Raw genomic sequence first — 23,509 nt, forward strand, 5'->3', positions numbered from 1 at the left:
TGAGGGTTGGGGTGGCTGAGCAGGATAGCGGAGGGGATGGGGCTGTAAATGAAGTTTACGTCACGGCTAGGGATTGCCACTTTCTTACAGAAGTGCCTCAATTCGTCGCCATATCTCTCCACTCAGCGCCAGTTTTGATTGCGACTTCGTCGCTGCCTTTTTCGGAGAGCAGCTTCTTATTCGACCGGCGCCGCCAGCCAGGCTATTTCTTCGTGTATGCGCGGAGGTGGGAAAAAGTATGGCCATGTTGATATTAGAGGTGAGATTCGTGGAGTTCTTAGCAGCAAAAGTTAGAATTTTTAATCGATGCTGCTGGGAAGGGCGGTGGTGCCGGAGCTTGGTCCGGCCGGATTGGGTTATGACAGCTCCTGAACTGTCATGGAGCTTTCACCGCTCAACCCGCTGAACCGTCTCAGAAACTTCCCGCCTTTGTCATTTACCGGTCATGTCCCGGGCCGAGTCTGCGCGCACCGCAGAACCTCGCCGCAGGAGGTGACCCATGAGCCCGACTCCGAATAGTCAGCCGGTCTTCCGCTTCCGAAGCATCTTCATCTCCGACGTCCACCTGGGCTTCCGGGGCTGTAGCGCGGACTATCTGTTGGACTTCCTGCACTCGGTGGAAGCCGACACCCTCTACCTGGTCGGCGACATCATCGACCTGTGGAGCCTGAAGCGCTCCTTCTTCTGGCCACAGGCCCACAACAACGTCATCCGCACCATCCTGGGCAAAGCCAAAGCCGGCACCCGGGTGATCTACATCCCTGGCAATCACGACAGCGTGTTTCGTGAGTACGCCGGCATGGTGTTCGGCAACGTCGAGATCCATCGCGAGATCGTCCACGAGAACGCCGACGGTCGTCGTTTCCTCGTCCTGCACGGCGATGAGTTCGACAGCGTCATCAAGGCAAGCCCGCTGCTCGAAGCGCTGGGCAATCGCGCATATGCCTTCATCTTGCAGTTGAATCGCTATGTGAATTTCTTCCGTCGCCGCTTCGGCGCGCCGTACTGGTCGCTCGCCGCGTTCCTCAAACACAAAGTGAAGAACGCGGTGAAATACATCGCCAACTTCGAACGCGCGCTCGCCGATGAAGCCAAGCGTCGCAATCTCGACGGCGTCATCTGCGGCCACATTCACCGCGCCGAAATCACCGAGATCGACGGCATCACTTATTGCAACGACGGCGACTGGGTCGAGAGCTGCACCGTGCTGACCGAAGACTTCGAAGGTCGCATGTCACTGCTGCGCTGGACCGAACAGAAACAAGTGATGGCCCACACCGGCGTCGTCGCCACCCTGCCGATCGGACAGGCCGCGTGAAGATTGCGATCGTCACCGATGCATGGCGCCCGCAAACCAATGGAGTGGTCAAGACGCTGAGCACCACAGCCGATGGCCTGCGCACGCTGGGACACGACGTGCGCATCATCGAGCCCAACCAATTCACGACGTTTCCTTGCCCGACTTATCCCGAGATCCGTTTGGCATGGTTGCCCTACGGGCGCGTATCGTCACTGCTCGAAGAATTCGGACCCGACGCGATTCATATTGCAACGGAAGGAACATTAGGCGCTGCCGCCCGCAAATGGTGTTTGCGCCATCGCTTTCCGTTCACCACGTCTTATCACACGCAGTTTCCCGAATACGTTCGCGCGCGAGTGCCAATTCCATTGGCGGTGAGCTATGCGCATCTCCGGCGCTTCCATTCGGCCGCGGCCAGAACGATGGTGGCCACGCCAGCCATGCAGCAGCTACTCGAGTCGCGAGGCTTCAAGAACATCGTGCGGTGGACGCGAGGTGTGGATGTTTCTTTGTTCAAGCCTCGCGATAAAAGTTTCTTAGGGTTTCCGCGACCCATCGCGACTTATGTGGGGAGAGTTGCCGTCGAGAAAAATATCGAAGCGTTTTTAGCGCTCGACCTCCCCGGCACCAAACTCATCATCGGCGACGGCCCCGCCCGCGCCGAGCTGCAAAGTAAATATCCGAACGCGAAGTTCATCGGCTTCAAATACGGCGAAGAACTGGCGTCGCATGTTGCTGCCTCCGATGTTTTTGTGTTCCCGAGCCGAACCGATACGTTTGGCTTGGTGCTGCTCGAAGCTATGGCCTGCGGAGTGCCGGTCGCTGCTTATCCGGTGACGGGTCCGATCGACGTCGTCACTCAGGGTGTGACTGGCGTGCTCAACCAAGATTTGAGAGCAGCAGCTCTCGATGCGCTCAAGCTGGATCCGAATGAGTGTCGCGCGTATGCGTTAGCAAACACCTGGGAAACAGCTACACGCCAATTTCTTTCCCACCTGGCACCGCGAGCAATGACAGCGACGGCGACCGCTGAATCGGCAATCGACCCCGCATAACGCAGCAGCGAGAGGGATTTTCAAACTTCGCCTGGCTCGGAATATTCGCTGAACAAAACAGCTCGCGGCTGCGCCGCGTTGCCCGCACGATCCACTGCCGGCGCCTTCTCTTGCTCAGTGAATATGCATTTGTGACATCGAGCAGTGGCAGGGTGGGGTGTCTCCTCCCCGGCGCATAAAACGATCAGGGATGTCGTTTTCTGAGCGCCACAAGGACGTGAAGCAACGGCCCCGTGAGCGGGGAGAAGGGCTATGCGCGTCGCCGGGGAGGAGACACCCCACCCTGACGCTGCTAAGCCACCAACGCAAACTCCTAGCGAGCCGCCCCCAACATATCCAACGCGCCATGCAAAAGCGCAGTAGCGCCAGCCAACTCAGGCACGATAACCAAGTGAGCGCCAGCGGCGCGTAAAGCAGGCTCATTAACAGACTGCTCAGCCCGAGCAGCAATAACAACCGAAGGATTCAACTCCCGCAGTTGATTAATCGCAGCCCGAGCCGGCGCGAAGTCAGGCAAAGCGACAACCGCCAGTCGGGCATTAGCGACATGAGCAGCTTCCAAAACAGTAGGCGAGAATGCGTTGCCATAAATCGCCGGCAAGCCATCCGCCACACCATCCCTCACTCGTGACAATCGGGAATCGATGACCGCGACGCTAATCCCCGCGTCTCTCAACCCACGCGCCACACTCTGCCCGACGCGGCCGTAACCGATGACGATGGCATGTGCTTCCAGCTGCGCACCTTCGCCGCTAGCCCCCGTCCCAGTATCGAACCAATGACGCAAGAAACGATTGTGCAGAATGAACTCGCCCAGCCGGGGCGCAACCGAGAACGCCGAAGGCGTCAACACGATGGTCACCAACGCCGAAGTCAGAATCAGATTGTAGAGCTGCGGCGAAAGAGCCTGAGTCTGTAAGCCGATTTGCGCCAGGACAAAGTTGAGCTCACCCACCGGAATCATGCCCAGCGCCGTGAACGCCGCCGTTCGGGCCGTCAGGCGGAAAGGGATGATGCCGATCGCTGTAGTGACAAATTTGAGCAGCAGCGTGAACCCCGCCACCGCCAGCACCGCCGGCCAGTTCTCCACGATGAAGTTGAGATCGATCAGCATGCCCACCGACACGAAAAACAGGGTCGCGAACAAATCTCGCACCGGCACGACTTCCGAGATCACTCGATGATCGAACTCGCTTTCCGACAGCAGCAGCCCGGCGACGAACGCGCCGAGCGCCGGCGACAAGCCGAGCAATGTGCTGACACTGGCAGCACCCAGCGCCAGCACCGCCGCCGTCACGATGAACAATTCCGACGAGCGCATTCTCGACACATGGCCCATCAGCCACGGCACCGCTCGCAAGCCGATGGCCAGCGACACGCCGATGAACACGGTGGCCTTCAGAATCGTGATGCCGACTTCTTTGGCCACTTCGACCGGCGAGCCGCCCGCTTGAATGGACACCAACTGCGGCAAGACCACGATCAACACCACGATGATCAGATCCTGCACGATGGCCATCGACAACAGCAGCCGGCCATGACTGGACGCAATTTCGCCTCGGTCCAGCAGTGTTTTCAAAATCACCATGGAACTGCTGGCCGCCAGCGCGATACCCAACACCGTGCCGGGCAAGGCACCCCAGCCCATGACGATGCCCGCCACGGTGCCGCCGGCAATGGTCAATACCACCTGCACCGTGGTGCCGATGGTCGCGGTGGCACGCACTCGTGCCAGGTCTTTGAGCGAGAACGCCACGCCCAGGCCGAACATCAGAAAGATGACGCCTACATCGGCCAGCAGCGCGATCTGCTCGCGGTTGCCGGCGAACCCCGGAGTGAACGGTCCAATGAACACGCCGGCCAGCAGGTAGCCGAAGATCGGCGACTGGCGCAGCCAGCTGGCCAGAAAGCCGCCGGCGACGGCGATGGCCAGCGCCACCGCAACGTTCAGGACCAGGGGTATTTCATGATTCATGCATGATGCTGGCGGGCGGGACGAAGCGGGGAGGGCCTCGGCAATGTAGCATGCGTCGCCCGGCGCGCGGCTTGGCCGAGCGCACAAGTTGCCATCGGTTTGCCCGAATTCCGCCGCAAGCTGCGCAGCGGACCTGAAGTGGATGACATTGTTTCGAGATGCGAGCACTGAAAAAATATCGTAAGCAGATTTTCGCCGGCGTGGCCCTGGCGCTGGGCGTCTTCGCCATCGTGTTCACGGTCTGGGTGTTTACGCTCGACCGGAAGATCACCAGTCAATTCGAAGGCCGTCGCTGGACCTTGCCGGCGCAGGTGTATGCCGAACCCACCGAGCTGTACGCCGGTCAGGCGTTCAGCGCCGACACGCTCGAGCAAGAGTTGCAGCGGCTCGGTTATCAGCGCGTCGATAAGCCGCAGCATCCCGGCAGTTACAGCCGTCAGGGCACGCGGGTCGATTTGATCAATCGGCGCTTCCAATTCTGGGATGTGCTGCAAGAACCGCAATTGTTGACCATCAACACTCGCGGCGCCGCCATCGAAGACATGCGCAATGGTCGCAATGAGGAAGTGCCGATCTTTCGGCTCGACCCGCTGCTGATCGGCAGCATCTTTCCGATTCACGGCGAAGACCGCGTCGTGGTTACGCCGGAAGAAGTGTCGACGCTGTTGCCCTCGGCGCTCAAGGTGGTCGAAGACCGCAAATTCGATACACACATGGGCGTGAACTTCTCAGCCATCACCCGCGCCGCGTGGGTGAATCTGCGCGCCGGTCAGATCGAGCAGGGCGGCTCGACGCTGACTCAGCAATTGGTGAAGAGTTATTTCCTCGACAATCGCCGCACGCTGAGCCGCAAGATCGAAGAAGCCATCATGGCCATGTTGCTGGAAGTGCATTTCAGCAAACAGGACTTGATGAACGCCTACATCAACGAGATTTATCTGGGCCAGGACGGGCGGCGGGCCATCCATGGCTTCGGTCTGGCCAGCCAGTTTTATTTCGGCAAACCGTTGGCCGAATTGCAGCTGCATGAAGTGGCGTTGTTGGTGGCCATCGTTCGCGGTCCTTCCTACTACGATCCACGTCGTCATCCGAAACGAGCGCGTGAACGACGCGACATGGTGTTGAAGCTGATGGCCGAGCACGGCGTCATCGCGCCAGAGATGGCGAAGAAGGCGGCACGTCGCGAGCTCGGTATCGTCAGCGCCGGCTCGCAGGTCGGCGGCGGTTATTACCCGGCATTTCTCGACTTGGTCCGCCGCACTTTGCGACGTGACTATCGCGAAGAAGATCTCACCGAAGCCGGGCTGCGCATTTTCTCCACGCTCAATCCGATGGTGCAGACCCAAGCCGAGAAGGCGCTGACCCAGGAGCTGGATCGACTCGAGAAAATGCCGCGCAAGACCAAATCCAAATCGCCGTTGGAAGGCGTGGTGGTGGTCACTGCACCTCAAAACGGGGAAGTGGTGGCGATGGTCGGCGGTCGTCAGGCTTCATTCGCCGGCTTCAATCGTGCGTTGGATGCCAAACGTTCCATCGGCTCGCTGGTGAAGCCGGTGATTTATCTGGCCGCGGTCGAGAGCGGCAATTACCACGCCGCGTCCATCATCGAAGACGGGCCGGTGTCGGTGAAGTTACAGAACGGCCAGCTCTGGGAGCCCAAGAATATTTCCAAGGAATTTTACGGGCCGGTGCCGCTGGTGCGTGCGCTGGCGCAGTCGATGAATCTCGCGACGGTGAATCTGGGCTTGGCCGTCGGGCTGCCGAAAGTGACGCGTGAGTTCGTCGCACTAGGCCTTGAGAAGGAACCGCCGCAGTTGCCATCCGTGTTACTCGGCTCGCTCGATGTTTCTCCGCTGGACGTGGCGCAGCTCTACAACGCGTTCGCGAACGGCGGCTTTAGTACGCCGCTGCGGGCCGTGCGCTCGGTGCTCGATGCGGACGGTGAGTCGTTGAAATCGTTTGCGCTCGAAGTGACGCCGGTGGCCAGTCCGGAAGCCGTGTATCAGGTCAATCGCATGATGGTCGAAGTCATCGAGCATGGCAGCGGTCGCAGCGCTCGGGCGACGATTCCGCCGACCCTGACGGTGGCGGGCAAGTCGGGCACGTCCTCGGACTATCGCGATAGTTGGTTTGCCGGGTTCTCGGGCGGGCATCTGGCCGTGGTTTGGATTGGCCACGACGACAACACCTCGACCGGGCTCACCGGCTCGTCCGGCTCGCTGGCGGTCTGGTCGCGGCTGATGGCCAACCTGGGAACAACTTCATGGAGCGCGCCGTTGCCCGAAAGCCTGGAGGAAACCTGGATAGAATTCCCCACCGGCCTGGGTGCGCGGCCGGACTGCGGCGAGCAACCGATCGCCATCGCTGTGCCCAAGGGCACGCAGCTGCCGATGCAGCCGTCGTGTTCGACCAATGTGTTCGGCGAGTTCGGCGAGAAAGCCAAGGAATGGTGGCGCGGGGTCACGCGACAGCAGTAAGGCTGAATGGGTTCAGACTGCACTTATTCAGGCTGAGTCTGTTCAAATAGACGCGACCCACACTTTTTGCCACATTTTTGATTGGATGACGGTCTAATAATTCGTGATCACCTGGCAGCGACATCTTCCCTCGCTCGTGGCCGTGCTGGCCTTGTCGGCGTGCGCCATTCCCGAGCCGTATCGTGCTCCTTCGCCTCCGGCGCCTGTGCCTCCGCCCACGCAACCGCCGGTCGAAACGCGGCCTGCACCGCCGCCCCAGCAGCCCGCTGAGCAACCTCAGCCTCTGCCAGCGCCGGTGGTTCGCGAGCCGACCTTGAGCGCCGCATCGCGAGCGCTGGTGAATCAGGCTCAGGTACAGCTGCAATCCAAGAACTATCCGGTAGCCGCGTCCTCGATCGAGCGCGCGTTGCGGATCGAGCCGGACAATCCGCTGCTCTGGATCGAGCTGGGCAAAGTGCGGCAGGCGGAAGGGAATTACGTGCAGGCGGAGAACATGGGCCGCAAGGCGGCGTCCATGTCGGTCAATGCGCCCAAAGCAAACTCCTCGGCCTGGAGTTTGATTGCCGAGTCGCTACGCGCTCGCGGCAAGAATCAGGAAGCGCGCGAAGCGCAATTGCGAGCCCAAGGCGTTCGCTGAGTTATCAGCGGCGCCAGAACGAGGGCGTCGCGATGACCAGCAACGGGAAGATTTCCAACCGGCCGAGCAGCATCGCGATCACACACAGCCATTTGCCGGGTTCGGAAATGGCGGTGAAGTTCGATGACACTTCGCCCAAGCCCACGCCGTAGTTGTTGATACAAGCGGCAATCGCCGAGAACGCCGTGACGTGGTCGGCGCCGGCGATCATCATCAACACCATCAGCAGCGCGAACAGAATCATGTACGCCGCGAAGAAACCCCACACCGAATCGATGATGCGCCAGTCCACCGGCTTACTGCCGATGCGCACTGGAATCTCGGCGCTGGGATGGATCAGTCGCTGCACTTCGCGTTGACCTTGTTTCCAGATCAGCAACCAGCGAATCACTTTCATACCGCCGGAAGTCGAGCCTGCCGAGCCACTGATGAAGGTGGCGAGCAGCAGGATGACGGGGATCGCGCCGGGCCACACGGAATAGTCGGCGGTGAAGAAGCCAGTACCGGTCTGCGCTGAGATAGCCACGAACACGGCATTGCGTGCCGCCATTTCGGTGGAAAAGACGTTGCCGGCGATCAGCATGCCGAACGTCAGCAGCGACAAACACGCGACCAGCGTCAGGAACGCGCGAAATTCCGGATCGCGAAGGTAGTCGCTCGGCCGTCGGTAACGCAGTACGAAGAAGTGCAGCGCGAAGTTCACCGCGCCGAGGAACATGAAGATCGAGGCCACGATCTCGACCGCCGCGTTATCGAAGTAGCCGAGGCTCTTGTCGTGCGTCGAGTGGCCGCCGGTCGAGACTGTCGAGAAGCTGTGCGCGATGGCGTCGAACGGCGTCATGCCAGCCATCCAATAGCAGGCGGCACACAGCGCCGTCAGCATCACGTAAATCACCCACAGCGCTTTGGCCGTTTCGGTGATGCGCGGAGTGAGTCGCACATCTTTGGCCGGGCGCGGGCTTTCCGCTTTCAACAATTGCATGCCACCGACGCCCAGCATGGGCAACAGCGCGACGGCCAACACGACGATACCGATGCCGCCCAGCCATTGAATCTGTTGCCGGAAGTACAGAATGGAAATAGGCAGCTCTTCCAGGCCGACCAGCACAGTGGCGCCGGTGGTGGTGAAGCCCGAGACCGCTTCGAACACGGCGTCAGTGAGCGTTAGATCCGGACGGTCGGAAATCAGCAGCGGCACCGCGCCGGCCAAGCCGAGCACGATCCAGAACATCGACACCACCAAGAAGCCGTCGCGCACTCGTAGCTCACGAACCGCCTTCCGGGCTGGCCACCAAATGAGCGCGCCCACGGCCAACATGCCGACGAACGAGTCGAGGAACGGTTGCCAATGGCCATCACCGTAGTACAGCGCCACGCCCACGGGCGGCAGCATGGTCACGCTGAAAATCATCAGCAACAGACCCAGGATGCGCTGGACGGTGAGGAAGTTCATCGCGCGGGGTTATCTAGCGTGACGGCGAGGCACATCGAACAGCCGCTCGACCGCTTCGACGTGGCGGCGATCGGTGAGGAACAGAATCACGTGATCGTCGCGCTGGATCATAGTGTCGTGGTGCGCGATCAATACTTGATCGCCGCGCGCGATGGCGGCGATGGTGGTCCCCTCGGGCAGCGGAATATTTTCGATGCGTTTACCGATGACTCGGCCTTCGCCTTGCACACCGTGCACGATGACTTCCAGCGCTTCGGCCGCGCCACGTCGCAGCGAGTGCACGCGAACCACGTCGCCGCGACGCACGTGAGCCAGCAGCGAGCCGATGGTCACTTGCTGAGGCGATAGGGCGATATCGATCGAGCCACTCTGCATCAGCTCGGCGTAAGCAGGTCGATTGATCAGCGCCATCACCTTGTGACAGCCCAATCGCTTGGCCAGCATGGCCGACAGGATGTTGGCTTCTTCGGCGTTGGTGACGGCGACGAACACGTCGGCGCTGTCGATGTTTTCTTCCAGCAGCAACTCTTCGTCGGCGGCATCGCCGCTCAGCACGATGGTGTTGCTCAGTTGCTCCGACACGCGACGCGCACGCCGAGGGTCGCGCTCGATCAGTTTGACCTGATGATTCACTTCCAGCGTCTGCGCCAGCCGGAAGCCGATATTGCCGCCGCCGGCAATGACCACGCGGCGCACCGGATCTTCCAGCTTCTGCATCTCGTTCATCACCAGCCGGATGTCTTCGCGCGCGGCGATGAAGAAGACTTCGTCGCCGTGCTCGATCACAGTGTCGCCTTCAGGCTTGATGCTCTGGCCGCCGCGATAGATGGCGGCGACCCGGGCGTCGCGACCCTCGATGTGCGTCGGCAGTTGTTTCAATTGCTGACCGACCAGCGCGCCACCGCTCAAGGCCTTCACGCCGACCAGTCGAATGCGACCATCGGCGAAATCCAGCACCTGCAGTGCGCCGGGATACTTGATCAGGTGGACCACGTGCTCGGTCACCAGCTGCTCGGGGCTGATCGGTACGTCCACCGCGAAGGCGCGATCTTCGTTGGAGAACAGCTTGGTGTGCTTGGTGAAGTCAGCCGAGCGAATGCGCGCGATGCGCGTCGCATCCTTGTTGAACAGGCTCCAGGCGATCTGGCAGGCCACCATGTTCACTTCGTCGCTGTTGGTCAGCGCAATGAAAATATCGGCGTCGCGAGCGCCGGCGGCCTCGAGCACACCGGGCTGGGTGCCACTGCCGACCAGCGTGCGAATGTCGAGACGATCCTGCAGATCGCGCAACAGCTCGTCGTTCACATCGACGACCGTGACTTCGTTGGCTGCTTCGCGCGCCAGATGATTGGCGGCGGTGCGGCCCACCTGTCCGGCGCCGAGAATGATTATTTTCATACCGGTTCCAGGTTCGCGTACGCCAGCATCAGCCACTTGGTGCCCTGGCGCTCGAAATTCACTTGCACGCGCGCGTGGCTACCCTGGCCTTCGAGTTCGAGCACTGTACCTTCGCCAAACTTGCCGTGGCGTACGCGTTGGCCGAGACGGACGCCGCCGGTATTGACCGGATCTTCGTGCACGCCACCGCCCATACCGCTACGCCGCGGCGTATAAACCGGGCGCGAAATCTGAATGCGCGGCCGGATCTCTTCCAACAGCTCGGCAGGAATTTCACGAATGAAGCGGGACGGCGTGCCATAGCTGTCCACGCCATGCAGACGGCGCTGCTCGGCGTAGGTGAGATACAGCTGCTTCATGGCTCGCGTCGTACCCACGTAACACAGGCGGCGTTCCTCTTCGAGCCCATCCATGTCGCTGATCGAGCGCTGATGGGGGAACAAGCCGTCTTCCATGCCGCACAGGAACACCACGGGGAATTCCAAACCCTTGGCCGAATGCAGCGTCATCATCTGCACGGCGTCTTCGCCCGCGCCGGCTTGTTCTTCGCCGGATTCCAGCACCGCGTGCGAAAGGAAATTGGCGAGCGGGGAAATCTCCGCGTCGCCATCGGGCTCGTAGCCACGAGCCGCGGAAACCAATTCGTTCAAGTTGTCGACGCGCGCTTCGCCGCGATCGCCTTTCTCTTGCTGATAGTGCGCGACCAGGCCGCTCGCATGGATGACATGATCCACTTGTTCGTGCAGCGGAAGCGCGCGGGTGTGTTCGGTCAATTGATCGATCAGCAACATGAAGGCATGCAGCGCTTGGCCGCCGCGTGCGCCGACTTCCTTGATGCTGGCGCCGGCCGCTTCCCACATCGACGTCGCGTTGGCGCGGGCGTAGTTACGCACCAGGTCGAGCGTCTTGTTGCCGATGCCGCGAGTCGGCAGGTTCACGATGCGTTCGAACGACGCGTCGTCGGTGCGGTTGAACATCAACCGCAAGTAACCGAGCGCGTCTTTGATTTCGGCGCGTTCGAAGAATCGCAGGCCGCCGTACACGCGATACGGAATGCGATGCGACAGTAACGCTTCTTCGAACGTTCGCGATTGTGCGTTGGAGCGATAGAGAATCGCGCACTCGCTGCGTAGGCCGCCCTTCATCACGTATTCGCGAATGCGGTTGATGACGAAGTCGGCTTCGTCGCGCTCGTTGAACGCCGAGTACAGCTTGACCGCGTCGCCTTGCTCGCCGCTGGTCCAGAGATTCTTGCCGAGTCGACCGCTGTTGTTGGAGATCAGCGCGTTGGCGGCGGCGAGAATATTGCCGGTGGAGCGATAGTTCTGCTCCAGGCGGAATAGCTGCACCGTCGGATAGTCGCGTCGGTACTGCTGCAGGTTCTCGACCCGCGCTCCGCGCCAGCGATAGATCGACTGGTCGTCGTCACCGACCGCGAACGGCAGGCCGTCGGGACCGGCCAGCAGCTTCAGCCACGAATACTGAATCGTGTTGGTGTCTTGGAACTCGTCGATCAACACATGCCGAAAGCGCTGGCGATAGTGGGCCAGCAGGTCCGGCCGGTCGCGGAACAGTTCATAAGCGCGCAACAGCAGCTCGGCGAAATCCACCACGCCGGCGCGGTCGCATTGTTCCTGATACAACTCATACAACTTGATGAATTGGCGGCGTGTCGGATCGCCGTCGTCCTTGATCTGCTTGGCGCGCAGTCCTTCATCCTTGCGCGCATTGATGAACCACATGATTTCTTTCGGGACCCAGCGCTCCTCATCGAGGCTGTGCGCTTTCAGCAGCCGCCGGATGGCGCGCAGCTGATCGTCAGAGTCCATGATCTGAAAGCTTTGCGGCAGGTTGGTGTCGCGCCAATGGATGCGCAACAAGCGATGCGCGATACCGTGGAAAGTGCCGATCCACAGCGGCGCGCTAGGCACGCCGAGCATGGACTCGATGCGCGCGCGCATTTCACCCGCGGCTTTGTTGGTGAAGGTAACTGCCAGGATGCCGTGAGGCGAAGAGCCTTCGACCTGTACCAGCCAGGCGACACGGTGGGTGAGCACGCGCGTCTTGCCGCTGCCGGCACCGGCCAGGACCAACGTTGGTGTCAGCGGAGCCGCGACCGCGGAGCGCTGCGCGTCGTTAAGTCCTTCAAGTAAATCAGAAACGTCCAGGGTGAATCCTCTCGACGGGCGGCCGCCCTGGATTGGGGCGAAGGCCGTAAACCAAGCGGCGCATTCTAGCAGGCCGGCCGATTCTATATGCTGTGTGACTAGGGTCGTTCGCCGGGAGGCGTGCATGCGTGTTTGGCGCGGGATGTTACTTTCCCCTTGCGCGGTTTTGCTGACGTTGGCGGGTTGCTCCAAAGCGCCGGAGGCGACGGTTCCAACCGTGCCCGCGGCAGTGGATAGCTCATCGAGCGTTCCCGACACATCGTTGCCCAGCACCGGGGCAGCCGCGTCCGAGCCGCCGGCGGAATCCGGCTTGGCCATCAAGCGCGGCATCTTCACGTCGGCAGCCGGGCGAAGCACGTTTCGTCCGTGCGGGGAGCAAGTTGACCTACTGATCGTCGACCAAACCGATGGCGTGCTTCCTCGCACGTTCGCCGGCGAGAAGGACGACAACGGCGCAGAAAAGCCCTTGAAGCTTTACATCGAGGCTTATGGTGAACGCGCCACCGATCAGCCCGCGCCGGAAGGTTTCGCCGGCACGCTGCTGCTCGAAGAAGCGCTCTACGCAGCGCCGGACGGGCAGACGCGCGGCTGCGACTCGCCGCGGCAGGACTACATCGTCGCCGCGCGCGGTAACGAGCCGTTCTGGGCTGTCGAAGTCACCGAGGCGGCTTTGCTTTGGCGTCAGCCCGACGAGCCCAAGGAAATTTCCATCGCCGCGCCTCAGACCCAAGACACTGAAGGCGCGGTGAGCTACATCGCCGCCAACAACGATCACAAAATCGAACTGTCGGTCGAAGCGCAGGCCTGTCGCGACGACATGTCGGGCGAGTACTTTGCCTATGCCGCCAAAGCCACGCTCGACGGCAAACGCTTCATGGGTTGCGCGCGCGTCGGCGAGTAAAGCTCAGCGCAAAGAAAGATCGCTGGCCGCGCCACCCGACAGGCGGCGTGGTCGCTGGTGCCGATACAAGGAACGAAAAATCAGGCCGACCGTGAGCGCCAGCAGCGGATCGGTGATGGATGCGTGTTCTCCGGGCAGCCAGATTTGCAGCACCTCGACCACGGTGGCGACGGTGAGCATCACGCCGAATGCGAAATCGGCGGAAGCACCCCATTCGCGCACCACCCACAGCAGCGCGCCGTAAAGAAACAATTTGCCGAACAGTTGCACCCAGTCGATGGCGCTCAAGTCCCAGCCGCTCTCGACCAGGGCCAGGAACGGCCAGAAGTCGAACTGCGCCACTTGATGGGAAAAATTGAATGGCGCCAACTCTTCGATGATGAGCAAGGCGACCACTGCCAACACCAAGGTGGCTCGGCGCGGGCGAGGGCGCATCCGATGCATCAACACCACCATCGGTAGCAGCAACAGCAACGCCAGCAGCTCGGCGGGCACGAAAGTCTGGCTCGACACCAGCAAGCGGCCGATCAATACCGCCGCCATCAACAACAGCAATGTTTCCAAGCGCCGCGACCGGCTCACCAGTGCCGCCACCGCTTGATTCACCACCAGCCAGCAGGTGAGAAAGATCAGCACGCTGACGAAGTCGAAGGTGGGATTGAACAGCGGGCGCAATGCCGCCTTCAATTTGCCCAAGTCGAATTGCGGTACGAACGGCGCGAACCGCCATGCTAGCCACAAGCCGATCAGCAGCGCAGCGCCAGGATCTCGAGTTTGTTTCTCGGCACGCGATGGCAAATGCATCAGATGACTGAGCGCGGTCCAGGCGACGCCACCCACCGCGCCTAGCAGAGTGCCGCCCGCGTTCAGCACCAGATCGGTGAGGCTCGGCACTCGGCTCGATACGTAGACCTGCGCGACTTCGATACCTAGCGACAGCAGCGAGCCGAGCAGCGTCGCAAGCGTGACTGACAGACCTCGCTGCAGTCGCTCGTTCAGCCACAAGTACAAACAAAAGCCGAGCGGCAGATAGAGCAGGACGTTGGAGATGCGATCGCCACGGCCAGCCCGCGCCCACGACAGCTGATTCAGCGCCGCCAGCAGATCGCTCTGCGCATCCGGTTTGAAATTGAATGGATACAGCGAGCCGTAGGCGATCAGGCCGATCACCGCAGCCGTGAGCCAGGGAATGGAACTTCGTGGTGTGCGCGCCGGAGCCACGATGCGAGCGGCGGGCTAAGTCAGCCGGATGACCAGGTAATGATCGATCAGCAACGCAGCGAATAGCAGTGCCAGGTAGGTGATCGAAAAACCGAAGGTCTGCATCGGCAGACGCGCGTCCTTGAGCACTTTGAGCTGCAAGGCGCGGAATAGAAATACGCCGCCGAGGATCAGCGCCGCGAGTAGATAGATCAAACCGCTCATGCCGGTGAGATACGGCAGCAAGGTCACGATCACCAACAGGATCGTGTACAGCAGGATGTGCAGACGAGTGAAGTCGTTGCTGTAGGCCACCGGCAGCATCGGAATGCCGGCCTTGGCATATTCATCGCGCCGAGCGATGGCCAGCGCCCAGAAGTGCGGCGGCGTCCAGGTGAAGATGATCAGGAACAGCAACAGCGCGTAGGGATCCACTGAACCGGTGACCGCGGTCCAGCCCAGCACAGGGGGCGCGGCGCCGGCCGCTCCGCCGATCACGATGTTTTGCGGAGTCGCGTGCTTGAGCCACACCGTGTAGATCACGGCGTAACCGATCAGCGAACAGAAGGTGAGTACGGCTGTCAGCGCATTCACACAGCCCCACAACAGCACCATCGAGATCACCGCCAGTACCAGCGCATAGCTCAGCGCTTGACGCTCGGTGACGTGGCCGGTGGGCAGCGGTCGATTGCGAGTGCGCGCCATCTGCTCGTCGAAGCGACGGTCCAGCACATGATTGATGGCGGCCGCGGACGACGCAGCCAGCGCGATACCCAGCGTGCCGAAGATCAGCGCATTCGCCGGCGGGAAGCCGGGCGCGGCCAGGAACATGCCGGCAATGGCCGTGAACATGATCAGCATTACCACGCGGGGCTTGCCCAGCTCGTAGTAATCGCGCCAGGAGGCGGCAGGCTGAAATGAAGAAGTTTCCACGGCGGACATAGGCGAGACGGCAGTGACCAACGCGGGATTCTACAGTAATCGGCCCAAAGCGATCGTTTGGCGCCGGATGTCGGTCACCGTAACAGTCGATTCATCCGCACCGTCGCCAGCAACAGCAGTGCCGCCACGCCGTTATGTGCAGTGGCCAAGGCCAGCGGCAGCGCTCGCATGACCATCACCGGTCCCAGGATCAGCTGTGCGATCAACACCAACCCGAGTAATAGCCCGCCGGTCCTGACTGCCGGCGTGGCGCCTCGTCGCCAGGCGAACACGCTCAGCAAGCCCAGGATGATGGCCGCCGCGATGGCGCCCAGGCGGTGAACGAAATGGATGGCGACGCGCGCCGGATGGTCGAGCACGCCGCCTTCGTAGTCGATGCCCAGGCCTCGCCACAATACGAACGCGTCTTTCACGTCCATGTGCGGCCAGTAGCTGTTCTGGCAGGTTGGAAAGTCCGGGCAGGCGAGCGCCGCGTAGTTACTGCTGGTCCAGCCGCCGAGCACGATCTGCAGAATCAGGACCGCGAGGCCCACGCCGGCCAGCTTGCGCAGCCCGGAGTTGCCCGGCAACGAGCGCTCGACCGGTTCACTCGGCCGCATCGCCAGCCAGGCCAGCAGCGACAGCGTCGACAAGCCGCCGATCAAATGCAGTACCACGATGAGCGGTTTGAGCAGCAGGGTCACGGTCCACATGCCGAGCAGGCCTTGGAAGATGACCAACCCCACCAAGGCGATCGGCAGCGCCAACGGCTGCTGCGGATCCTTACGATTGGCGATGGCCAGGCCGGCCAGCACCAGAATCAGCACGCCCAGGCCCGAGGCGAAGTATCGATGCACCATCTCCTTGATGGCCTTGTGATACTCGAACGGCCGGTGCGGGAACGCTTCGTTGACGGCCTCGACGTTCTGCGCGGCGCTACCAGCACTGAGGTGGCCGTAGCAACCCGGCCAGTCCGGGCAACCCAGACCCGCGGCACTCAGGCGCACCCAGGCGCCGAGCACGACCACGACCAGCGTGAGCAACACGCCGGCCAGCGCCAGGCGGCGAAACAACAGCAACCGTGGAGTCATGAAAAGCTAGCGACAGGCGACTTTGGGCGGGGCGCAATCATAATCGCCCCGGCGCTGTTTGGGGCGGGCTGAGACGATTTGCCCGCGCGGCCTGGCTATTTGACGAATGAGGCCAGCCGGGTCAGGAAGGTGTAGTCCCCTTCAATCGCCATCAAGCCAATCAACACCAGTAGCGTTAATGGCGGCACCAGGATCGCCAGCTTCAGTGCCAGCCGTTCCCACGCCATGTGCATGAACACCGCGACGATGAAACTGGCCTTCAAGAACATGAACAGCAGGATCAAGGTCCAGCGCAACGCGCCCTGCAACTGGAAATAATCCACCATGTAGGAGAAGGCGCTGAACACGAACAACAACACCCAGATCATCAAATACAGTTTGATGGGATGCTGTTGACCTTCCGCATGCCCTTCCACATGACCGGGGGCGTGCTCGGCCTGGGCCGGTGGCTGCACGCCGTGCTGATGTACCGCCTGATCCATGCCGCCTCCTACCACAAGTAAAAGAACGCAAAAATAAACACCCACACCAGGTCGACGAAGTGCCAGTAGAGGCCGGCGACTTCCACCGTTTCGTAGGTGCCCTTGCGATCATAGAAACCGTTGAGTACTCGGAATGCCACCACGCTGAGATAAATCACGCCGCCGCTCACGTGCAGGCCGTGAAAGCCGGTGATCATGAAAAACGACGAGCCGAACTGCGCCGCGCCCATCGGATTGCCCCAGGGCCGCACGCCTTCCTCGACGATCAGCTTGGTCCACTCGAACGCTTGCATGCCGACGAAACACACACCCAGCGCCGCCGTTGCAAACATCAGCATGGCGGTGCGTTTGCGATCGCGTCGATAGCCGAAGTTGACGGCCATGGCCATGGTGCCGCTGCTGGTGATCAAGACCATGGTCATGATGGCGATCAGCAGCAACGGAATGTGATGACCGCTGACCGTGAGTGCGAACACTTCACTCGGGTTCGGCCACGTGTCCAGCGTCGACATGCGCACATTCATGTACGACGTGAGAAAACACGTGAAGATGAAAGTGTCCGACAGCAGGAAGATCCACATCATCGCCTTGCCCCAAGGCACCGGGAAGGCCTGCTTGTCGGCAGACCAGTCCGCGGTCACTCCTTTGAAGCCGGGCTGCAAGGTGGCGGGTTCGTGGCTCATGCTTAGCTCTCGTTAACGTCAGGTCGATAGCAGCACAGCGAACAACCCCAGCCATACCAGCAACAAGTAGTGCCAATAGACTGAGGTGAGCTCGACACTCAAACGCACGTCGATCAGTTCCACGTCTTTACGCAACGAGCGCGCCAGCGTGCGCGCCCACACGACCAAGCCGCCCAATAGGTGCAGGGCATGCACCGCGGTGAGCACATAAAAGAAGGCGACGGCTGGATTCAATGGCGAGAACAGTTCCGAGTAACGAATCTCTCGCCACGCAATCCATTGGCCGATCAGAAACCCTAAGGTCAGCAGACCGGCGGCAAACAAACGAACTCGCGTTTGATCGGCTTGGCCGCGGCAGACAGCTGCTTTCGCGGACTGCATCGCAATGCTGCTGAAGATGAGCAGCACGGTGTTGAACCACAGAATCGATGGGTCCCGAATCGCCGCCCAATCACCGGGCCCGCCAGTGGGCATGCCATGGCCCGCATGCTGACCCATGCGCATGTAGTACGCGGACAGGAACAAACAAAACAGCGATGTGACGACGGCGAGGAAGATCCACAAACCGATGCGCTTCGGTGAGCGTGACTCGAACCCGGTGCCTTCAGCGGTAGCGACCGAGGTTTCCCACGGCTTCGCGCGCAGCTTGGTAACGAGCACCAACCAAACGACGATGCCCGTGGCCAGAGCGAAGTACGCGACCGTCAGGCTCATGAGTGCATCCCGTGTTCGCGGCCAGCCGGCGTCTTCTCCGAGTGCGGCACGTTTTGCGGAATGAAGTCTTCGGGCGCGCCTGGCACGCTGTAGTCGTACGCCCAGCGATGCACTTCAGGTAGATCCTTGCCCCAGTTGCCGTGCTTCGGTGGCGTCTGCGGTGTCTGCCATTCCAGCGTCGTCGCGCGCCATGGATTGCCGTCAGCCGGCGCACCTCTGAAGTACGAGTGAATCAAGTTGTACAGGAACACCAACTGCGTAGCCGCGACGATCATGGCCGAGATCGAAATCCATTGATTGGCTTCATGCACCGACGGCGGAATGAATTGAATGGCGTCGCTGTAACCGTAGTAACGACGCGGCACGCCCAGAATACCCATGTAGTGCATGGGCAAGAAAATGGCGTACGTGCCGACGAACGTCATCCAGAAATGAAACTTGCCCAGAGTGTCATTGAACATGCGTCCGGTGATCTTGGGATACCAGTGATAGATGGCGCCGAAGACGACCATGATGGGCGACACCCCCATCACCATGTGAAAGTGCGCGACCACGAAGTAGGTGCCTGACAACGGCACATCCACCGTCACGTTGCCAAGAAATAAACCCGTCAGGCCGCCATTGATGAACGTGAAAATGAAGCCGATGGCAAACAGCATCGGCACGGTGAGATGCACGTCACCGCGCCAGATGGTCAGCACCCAGTTGTAGACCTTGATGGCGGTCGGCACCGCGATGATCAGTGTCGTGGTGGCGAAGAAGAAGCCGAAGTACGGATTCATGCCGCTCACATACATGTGGTGCGCCCACACCACGAAGCTCAAGCAGCCGATGGCCAGAATCGCCCACACCATCATGCGATAGCCGAAGATATTGCGCCGGGCGTGAGTGCTGAGCAGATCGGACACGATGCCGAATGCCGGCAGCGCCACGATATAAACCTCGGGATGACCGAAGAACCAGAACAAGTGCTGGAACAGCAACGGGCTGCCACCGGTGTGTTTGGTCGTCTCGCCCATCGACGACATCGCCGGCATGAAGAAGCTGGTGCCCACCACCGAGTCCAGCGTCATCATGATCGCGGACACGAACAGCGCCGGGAATGCCAGCAGACCCAGAATCGACGCCATGAAAATGCCCCACACCGATAGCGGCATGCGCATGAACGTCATGCCTCGGCAGCGGGCTTGCAACACCGTGGTGACGTAGTTCAGACCACCCATGGTGAAGGCGACGATGAAGATCGCCAGCGACGCGAGCATACAAATGATGCCCCAGGTCGCTCCAGGAGTGCCTGGCATCACTGCTTGCGGCGGATACAGCGTCCAACCCGCGCCAGTGGGACCACCGGGCACGAAGAATCCGGCACACAACACGATGACTGCCAGCAAATAAAACCAGAAGCTGAGCATGTTCAGATACGGGAACACCATGTCCCGCGCGCCCAGCATCAATGGAATGAGATAGTTGCCGAAGCCGCCGAGGAATAGCGCCGTCAGCAAATAAATCACCATGATCATGCCGTGCATGGTGATGTACTGGTAATACTCCTGAGGCGCGATGATATGGAACGTATCGGGAAAGCCCAGCTGCAGTCGCATCAGCACCGACATGGTCAGTGCCACCAGACCGATGCTGATGGCCACCACCGCGTACTGCACGGCGATGACCTTGTGGTCCTGGCTCCAGATGTACTTGCGAATGAAACTCTGCGGATCGTGCAGGGCGTGCTCGTGATCGCGATCGGCGATTGCTACAAAAGCCATCGACACACACTCCTTCTACCGGTTCTAAAGAGTCGTCAGGTCCGCTGTCAGTCGTTTATAAAGTCCGTACGTAATCGAGCACGTCGGCGATGGCGGTGTCGTCGGCGAGGGTTTTCGCCATCGATCGCATTTGCGCGCCGTGGAAGTCCTGAGGATGGCCGCCACGAATGCCGTCGCGGAAGTGTTGCAGCTGTCGCGCCATGTACCAGTCGCTCATGTTCGACAGGCGTGGCGCGTTGGTGGCCCAGATGCCGGTCGCCTGGCTGCCATGGCAGGCGGCGCAAGTTTCATAAAGTCGCTTGCCGCGCGAGGGGTCACCGACCACGCTGGCCGTCGGTCGCACTTCCGGCAAACTCTTTATATAAGCAACCACATTCTTGATGGCAGTGTCGTCGGCCAGCATGGACGCGAACGGAATCATTTGTTTCGCGTACGTGTCCTGGTCATGCGTGCCACGCACGCCGCCTTTGAAACTCTGTAACTGACGCACCAGATACCAATCGGATTGGCCGCTGAGCTTGGGCGCGTTCAGTTCGCGATTGCCTTCAGCTTGCGCGCCGTGGCAGGCAGTGCAAGTAGCAAATAAGGTTTGACCGGCGGCCGCATCGCCTTTGCTGGCGGCGAGCGTCTTTTCATACGTCGGCTGCGCAGCCAGCCAGGTGTCGAATTCCTGAGCCGTATTCACAACGACACGACCGCGCATCGCGAAATGCGCGACACCGCAAAGTTGCTCGCAGAGCACGTCGAACTCACCCGTGCGCGTCGGTGTGAACCAGAAATGCGTGACCATGCCGGGCACCATGTCCATCTTCACGCGAAACTGCGGCACGGCGAATTGGTGATTCACATCTTTGGCGCGCAACAACACCTTCACAGGTTTATCGAGCGGCAGATGTAGTTGCGGATCCGAGACCAGCACGTCGTCCTGACCGGCCGGATCTTTCGGATCCATGCCGAAAGGATTGTCGGCGCTGATCAGTCTCGCATCCGATGCGCCGAGTTCGCCGTCCTTACCGGGAAAGCGATAACTCCACGCCCATTGCTGACCGAGCACTTCCACGACCGAAGCATCTTCGGGCACCGTCACGAACTTGGCCCACACCGACAGGCCCGGTGCGAGCATGGCCGCGATACCCACCGTCGTGACGCCCGTCAGCCACCATTCGAGTTTTTTATTTTCCGGCTCGTAGTGCGCCTTGTTGCCTTTGCGATGCCGATAACGAATCAAGGCGTAGGCCAGGAACAGATTGACCGCTACAAACACGATGCCCGTGACCCAGAAAGTCACATCGACGGTCGAATCCACTGTGTCCCAGTTGGAAGCGATCGGCGTGAACCACCACGGACTCAGGAAATGAAACAACACGGTGGCCACGACCAGCACGATTATCGCGATCGCTATCGCCATACGCCGACCCTCCCCGTTCCCAACCCTACAGCGTCTTGCCTTTGGTTATCAGGTTCTGGACAGCGTGCTTGCGCTGACCCGGTCGACAGTGGTGAAGGGATTGATGAAATGGGAATCGACGCCGACCATTTCGGCATCCGCATGACGTTCCTGCATCATCTTGCGGACCGTGCTTTCCTGGTGCTTACGCACATAAACCAGGATCAGATATTTGCCGGCGGCAATATCGTCGTGAAAGCGTTTCAGCTTTTTGTTCTCTTCGCCGATGCCGGCGAGGCCGCCTTCCCAGGCACCGAACAAAGTCGCGGCACCAACCAGCACTGCATAGACCAGTGTCGGCACTTCCACGGTGGGGCCGAAGGGCTTGAAGTACATCAACAGCGAGATGCCGATCAGACCGGTTAATAAACCGAGCGCGGCACCGATGAAGCCGTCCCGCACGACGTCGAGGGTTTCTAAATAATTGGAGGAATGAATATGTTGTTTCTTCAGGCCGCACTCATCTTTGGAGATGACGTGCAGATAGAAATCTTTGACGCCCACTTCATGCAGATCATCGGAAACGTCCTGAGTGCTCTTGAGCGTCGACGTCAGATAGTAGATGCATTTCATGGCAATCCCCCGATTGCGGAACTAATCAACCGTTACGCGATACCTCTTTTCATGGTCTTGGTCTGCCGCGCGATGAAATGCCGTGGCGCACTCCTTCGCTTGCGGGCCGAGTGTGTCACAGTTATCCGATATGCGACAGCTTCAGTAATTTCTTGAGATCGTCCAATAAACCTTTCTGCGGTGCATCAGGCTGATATTTCATCATTAGATTACCGAGCGGATCGATCAGATAAATGCGACCGAGGCTGGCGGCTTGGGCTGCATCTGGAAATGTTTGTAACAATGTTTGGCCGTTTGGATTATCGATGCGTGCGAGCAACAGCCCGTCGTGCTCGGCATCCAAATAAGCTTGATCGCAGCAGTTGGCGCTGACTAGAAACACTCTCTGCACGCGCGTCATGTCGTCGCCGAGAGCTAGTCTCGTTTGACGCATCAAAGTAAGTGCTTGCCGACAGCGTTCATCACAAGCGCCATCGCCGATATAAACCATGCTCCATTTACCGCGCAGCGCCTCGGCTGCAACCGGTTGATCGGCAATGCCAGGCAGTTCCAACTCCGGCACAGGCACCGGCGGATGAATCAAATCGCCTTTGTTGGTACTGCCGTGAGGCCGCACATTCAGGCCGTAATAAAGCAGGAAGGCGAGGGCCAGCGGCGCGACGAAGGCGCCGATCAGGATCCAGATTTGTTTGCGAGAGCGAGGCGCCTCAGGCGGACGGTTCATCTGTTGCCTTCTTGGTACGAAAACTAGTGACGATAAACATGATCAGCGCGACCAACGCCAACGCGAACCATTGCACGGCGTAGCCGATGTGACGTTCGGGTTTGAAGCCCAGGTGGGCTTCCCAAATACGTTCGAAGCCGTCGCGATGTGAAGCATCGAGCAACAACAGACCAGGAATGAGTCTGTGTCCCAACTGCTGTTCGAGTGCCGCTTGCTGAGGGAAGTTGAGCACACGCGGCCACGGCACACTCGCATCGACCGGTGGTGCTTCGAGTTGTATCCCTGCTCGCGGCAAGTCATCGATGGCCCCGGTGAGCGCGCGCTCGTCCGCATTCACGCTCACGTCGGGCAATTGAGTGCGCGTCGGTCCCCAAGGCAGCCAACCTCGATCCACCAGCAACCAACCCACCGGCGTTTCGAGCGGCGTCAGCACCCGATAGCCCGCTTGGCCGCTGTGCGAGGGCATGTTGTCGAGCAGGATCTGATGGGCGGGATCGTAGCGGCCGGTGACCTGGGCTCGCTGATAGCGCGGCAGCTGGTTGGC

General features: G+C 60.4%; 20 protein-coding genes. 5 read left to right on the forward strand and 15 right to left on the reverse strand.

The features are described from left to right. The first annotated feature begins 499 nt into the window (after nucleotides 1-499). Together JNL55_RS17360 and JNL55_RS17365 are read left to right on the forward strand one after the other, a co-directional pair. Nucleotides 500-1,318: a UDP-2,3-diacylglucosamine diphosphatase gene (locus JNL55_RS17360; protein WP_293856250.1), complete on the forward strand. Its 819-nt coding sequence runs from the start codon at nucleotides 500-502 to the stop codon at nucleotides 1,316-1,318. After that, on the forward strand, nucleotides 1,315-2,355 hold the full coding sequence (locus JNL55_RS17365) for a glycosyltransferase family 4 protein (RefSeq protein WP_293856253.1): 1,041 nt from the start codon (nucleotides 1,315-1,317) through the stop codon (nucleotides 2,353-2,355). The genes JNL55_RS17360 and JNL55_RS17365 overlap by 4 nt, the downstream gene beginning before the upstream one ends. A gap of 313 nt (nucleotides 2,356-2,668) precedes the next feature. Here the strand turns inward: JNL55_RS17365 and JNL55_RS17370 are convergent, their stop codons facing one another. Beyond that, nucleotides 2,669-4,330: a cation:proton antiporter gene (locus JNL55_RS17370; RefSeq protein ID WP_293856256.1), complete on the reverse strand. Its 1,662-nt coding sequence runs from the start codon at nucleotides 4,328-4,330 to the stop codon at nucleotides 2,669-2,671. A gap of 158 nt (nucleotides 4,331-4,488) precedes the next feature. Between JNL55_RS17370 and mrcB the strand changes: the two genes are divergently transcribed. Together mrcB and JNL55_RS17380 are read left to right on the forward strand one after the other, a co-directional pair. Next, entirely contained in the window at nucleotides 4,489-6,807 is a 2,319-nt protein-coding gene (gene mrcB / locus JNL55_RS17375; protein WP_293856259.1) for a penicillin-binding protein 1B, read from the forward strand. Nucleotides 6,808-7,120: 313 nt separating this feature from the next. After that, nucleotides 7,121-7,444: a tetratricopeptide repeat protein gene (locus JNL55_RS17380; protein ID WP_293856262.1), complete on the forward strand. Its 324-nt coding sequence runs from the start codon at nucleotides 7,121-7,123 to the stop codon at nucleotides 7,442-7,444. A gap of 4 nt (nucleotides 7,445-7,448) precedes the next feature. Here the strand turns inward: JNL55_RS17380 and JNL55_RS17385 are convergent, their stop codons facing one another. The 3 genes from JNL55_RS17385 to uvrD are packed head-to-tail and all read right to left on the reverse strand — an operon-like array spanning nucleotide 7,449 to nucleotide 12,463. Beyond that, nucleotides 7,449-8,897: a TrkH family potassium uptake protein gene (locus JNL55_RS17385; protein WP_293856265.1), complete on the reverse strand. Its 1,449-nt coding sequence runs from the start codon at nucleotides 8,895-8,897 to the stop codon at nucleotides 7,449-7,451. Nucleotides 8,898-8,906: 9 nt separating this feature from the next. Beyond that, the gene (trkA, locus tag JNL55_RS17390; RefSeq protein WP_293856268.1) at nucleotides 8,907-10,295 is read right to left on the reverse strand and encodes a Trk system potassium transporter TrkA; all 1,389 of its coding nucleotides are present in this window, start codon (nucleotides 10,293-10,295) and stop codon (nucleotides 8,907-8,909) included. Beyond that, on the reverse strand, nucleotides 10,292-12,463 hold the full coding sequence (uvrD, locus tag JNL55_RS17395) for a DNA helicase II (RefSeq protein ID WP_293856303.1): 2,172 nt from the start codon (nucleotides 12,461-12,463) through the stop codon (nucleotides 10,292-10,294). Before uvrD ends, trkA begins: the two co-directional genes overlap by 4 nt. A gap of 124 nt (nucleotides 12,464-12,587) precedes the next feature. On the opposite strand from uvrD, the gene JNL55_RS17400 reads away from it, so the two are divergent. After that, nucleotides 12,588-13,364, forward strand: a complete 777-nt coding sequence (locus JNL55_RS17400) for a COG3650 family protein (RefSeq protein WP_293856306.1) — start codon at nucleotides 12,588-12,590, stop codon at nucleotides 13,362-13,364. A 3-nt stretch (nucleotides 13,365-13,367) separates the two neighbouring features. On the opposite strand, the gene JNL55_RS17405 is transcribed toward JNL55_RS17400, so the two are convergent. From JNL55_RS17405 to JNL55_RS17455, 11 genes are all read right to left on the reverse strand, one after another. Further along, nucleotides 13,368-14,585 (reverse strand): VanZ family protein, encoded by a 1,218-nt coding sequence (locus JNL55_RS17405; RefSeq protein WP_293856271.1) that lies wholly within the window; start codon nucleotides 14,583-14,585, stop codon nucleotides 13,368-13,370. A 15-nt stretch (nucleotides 14,586-14,600) separates the two neighbouring features. Then, nucleotides 14,601-15,506 (reverse strand): heme o synthase, encoded by a 906-nt coding sequence (locus tag JNL55_RS17410; RefSeq protein ID WP_293856274.1) that lies wholly within the window; start codon nucleotides 15,504-15,506, stop codon nucleotides 14,601-14,603. Between the two features lie 74 nt (nucleotides 15,507-15,580). After that, nucleotides 15,581-16,576, reverse strand: a complete 996-nt coding sequence (locus tag JNL55_RS17415) for a COX15/CtaA family protein (RefSeq protein ID WP_293856277.1) — start codon at nucleotides 16,574-16,576, stop codon at nucleotides 15,581-15,583. Between the two features lie 95 nt (nucleotides 16,577-16,671). Continuing rightward, complete coding sequence (locus JNL55_RS17420; protein ID WP_293856280.1) at nucleotides 16,672-17,058, reverse strand: cytochrome C oxidase subunit IV family protein; 387 nt, start codon at nucleotides 17,056-17,058, stop codon at nucleotides 16,672-16,674. A gap of 8 nt (nucleotides 17,059-17,066) precedes the next feature. Then, nucleotides 17,067-17,741, reverse strand: coding sequence for a heme-copper oxidase subunit III family protein (locus JNL55_RS17425; RefSeq protein WP_293856283.1), 675 nt, complete (start codon nucleotides 17,739-17,741; stop codon nucleotides 17,067-17,069). 18 nt (nucleotides 17,742-17,759) lie between these two features. Next, complete coding sequence (locus JNL55_RS17430) at nucleotides 17,760-18,455, reverse strand: heme-copper oxidase subunit III (RefSeq protein ID WP_293856285.1); 696 nt, start codon at nucleotides 18,453-18,455, stop codon at nucleotides 17,760-17,762. Next, the gene (locus JNL55_RS17435; RefSeq protein WP_293856288.1) at nucleotides 18,452-20,221 is read right to left on the reverse strand and encodes a cbb3-type cytochrome c oxidase subunit I; all 1,770 of its coding nucleotides are present in this window, start codon (nucleotides 20,219-20,221) and stop codon (nucleotides 18,452-18,454) included. The genes JNL55_RS17430 and JNL55_RS17435 overlap by 4 nt, the downstream gene beginning before the upstream one ends. A gap of 55 nt (nucleotides 20,222-20,276) precedes the next feature. Continuing rightward, nucleotides 20,277-21,629 (reverse strand): c-type cytochrome, encoded by a 1,353-nt coding sequence (locus JNL55_RS17440; RefSeq protein WP_293856291.1) that lies wholly within the window; start codon nucleotides 21,627-21,629, stop codon nucleotides 20,277-20,279. Between the two features lie 48 nt (nucleotides 21,630-21,677). Next, the gene (locus JNL55_RS17445; protein WP_293856294.1) at nucleotides 21,678-22,241 is read right to left on the reverse strand and encodes a hypothetical protein; all 564 of its coding nucleotides are present in this window, start codon (nucleotides 22,239-22,241) and stop codon (nucleotides 21,678-21,680) included. A 121-nt stretch (nucleotides 22,242-22,362) separates the two neighbouring features. Continuing rightward, nucleotides 22,363-22,965 carry an SCO family protein gene (locus JNL55_RS17450; protein ID WP_293856297.1) on the reverse strand — a complete coding sequence of 201 codons (603 nt, stop codon included), beginning with the start codon at nucleotides 22,963-22,965 and terminating at the stop codon, nucleotides 22,363-22,365. Continuing rightward, nucleotides 22,949-23,509, reverse strand: a 561-nt coding sequence (locus tag JNL55_RS17455) for an SURF1 family protein (protein WP_293856300.1), incomplete at its 5' end; no start/stop codon positions are given. The genes JNL55_RS17450 and JNL55_RS17455, both read right to left, overlap by 17 nt.

This window comes from Steroidobacter sp. (assembly GCF_016790065.1).
Classification (GTDB): domain Bacteria; phylum Pseudomonadota; class Gammaproteobacteria; order Steroidobacterales; family Steroidobacteraceae; genus Steroidobacter.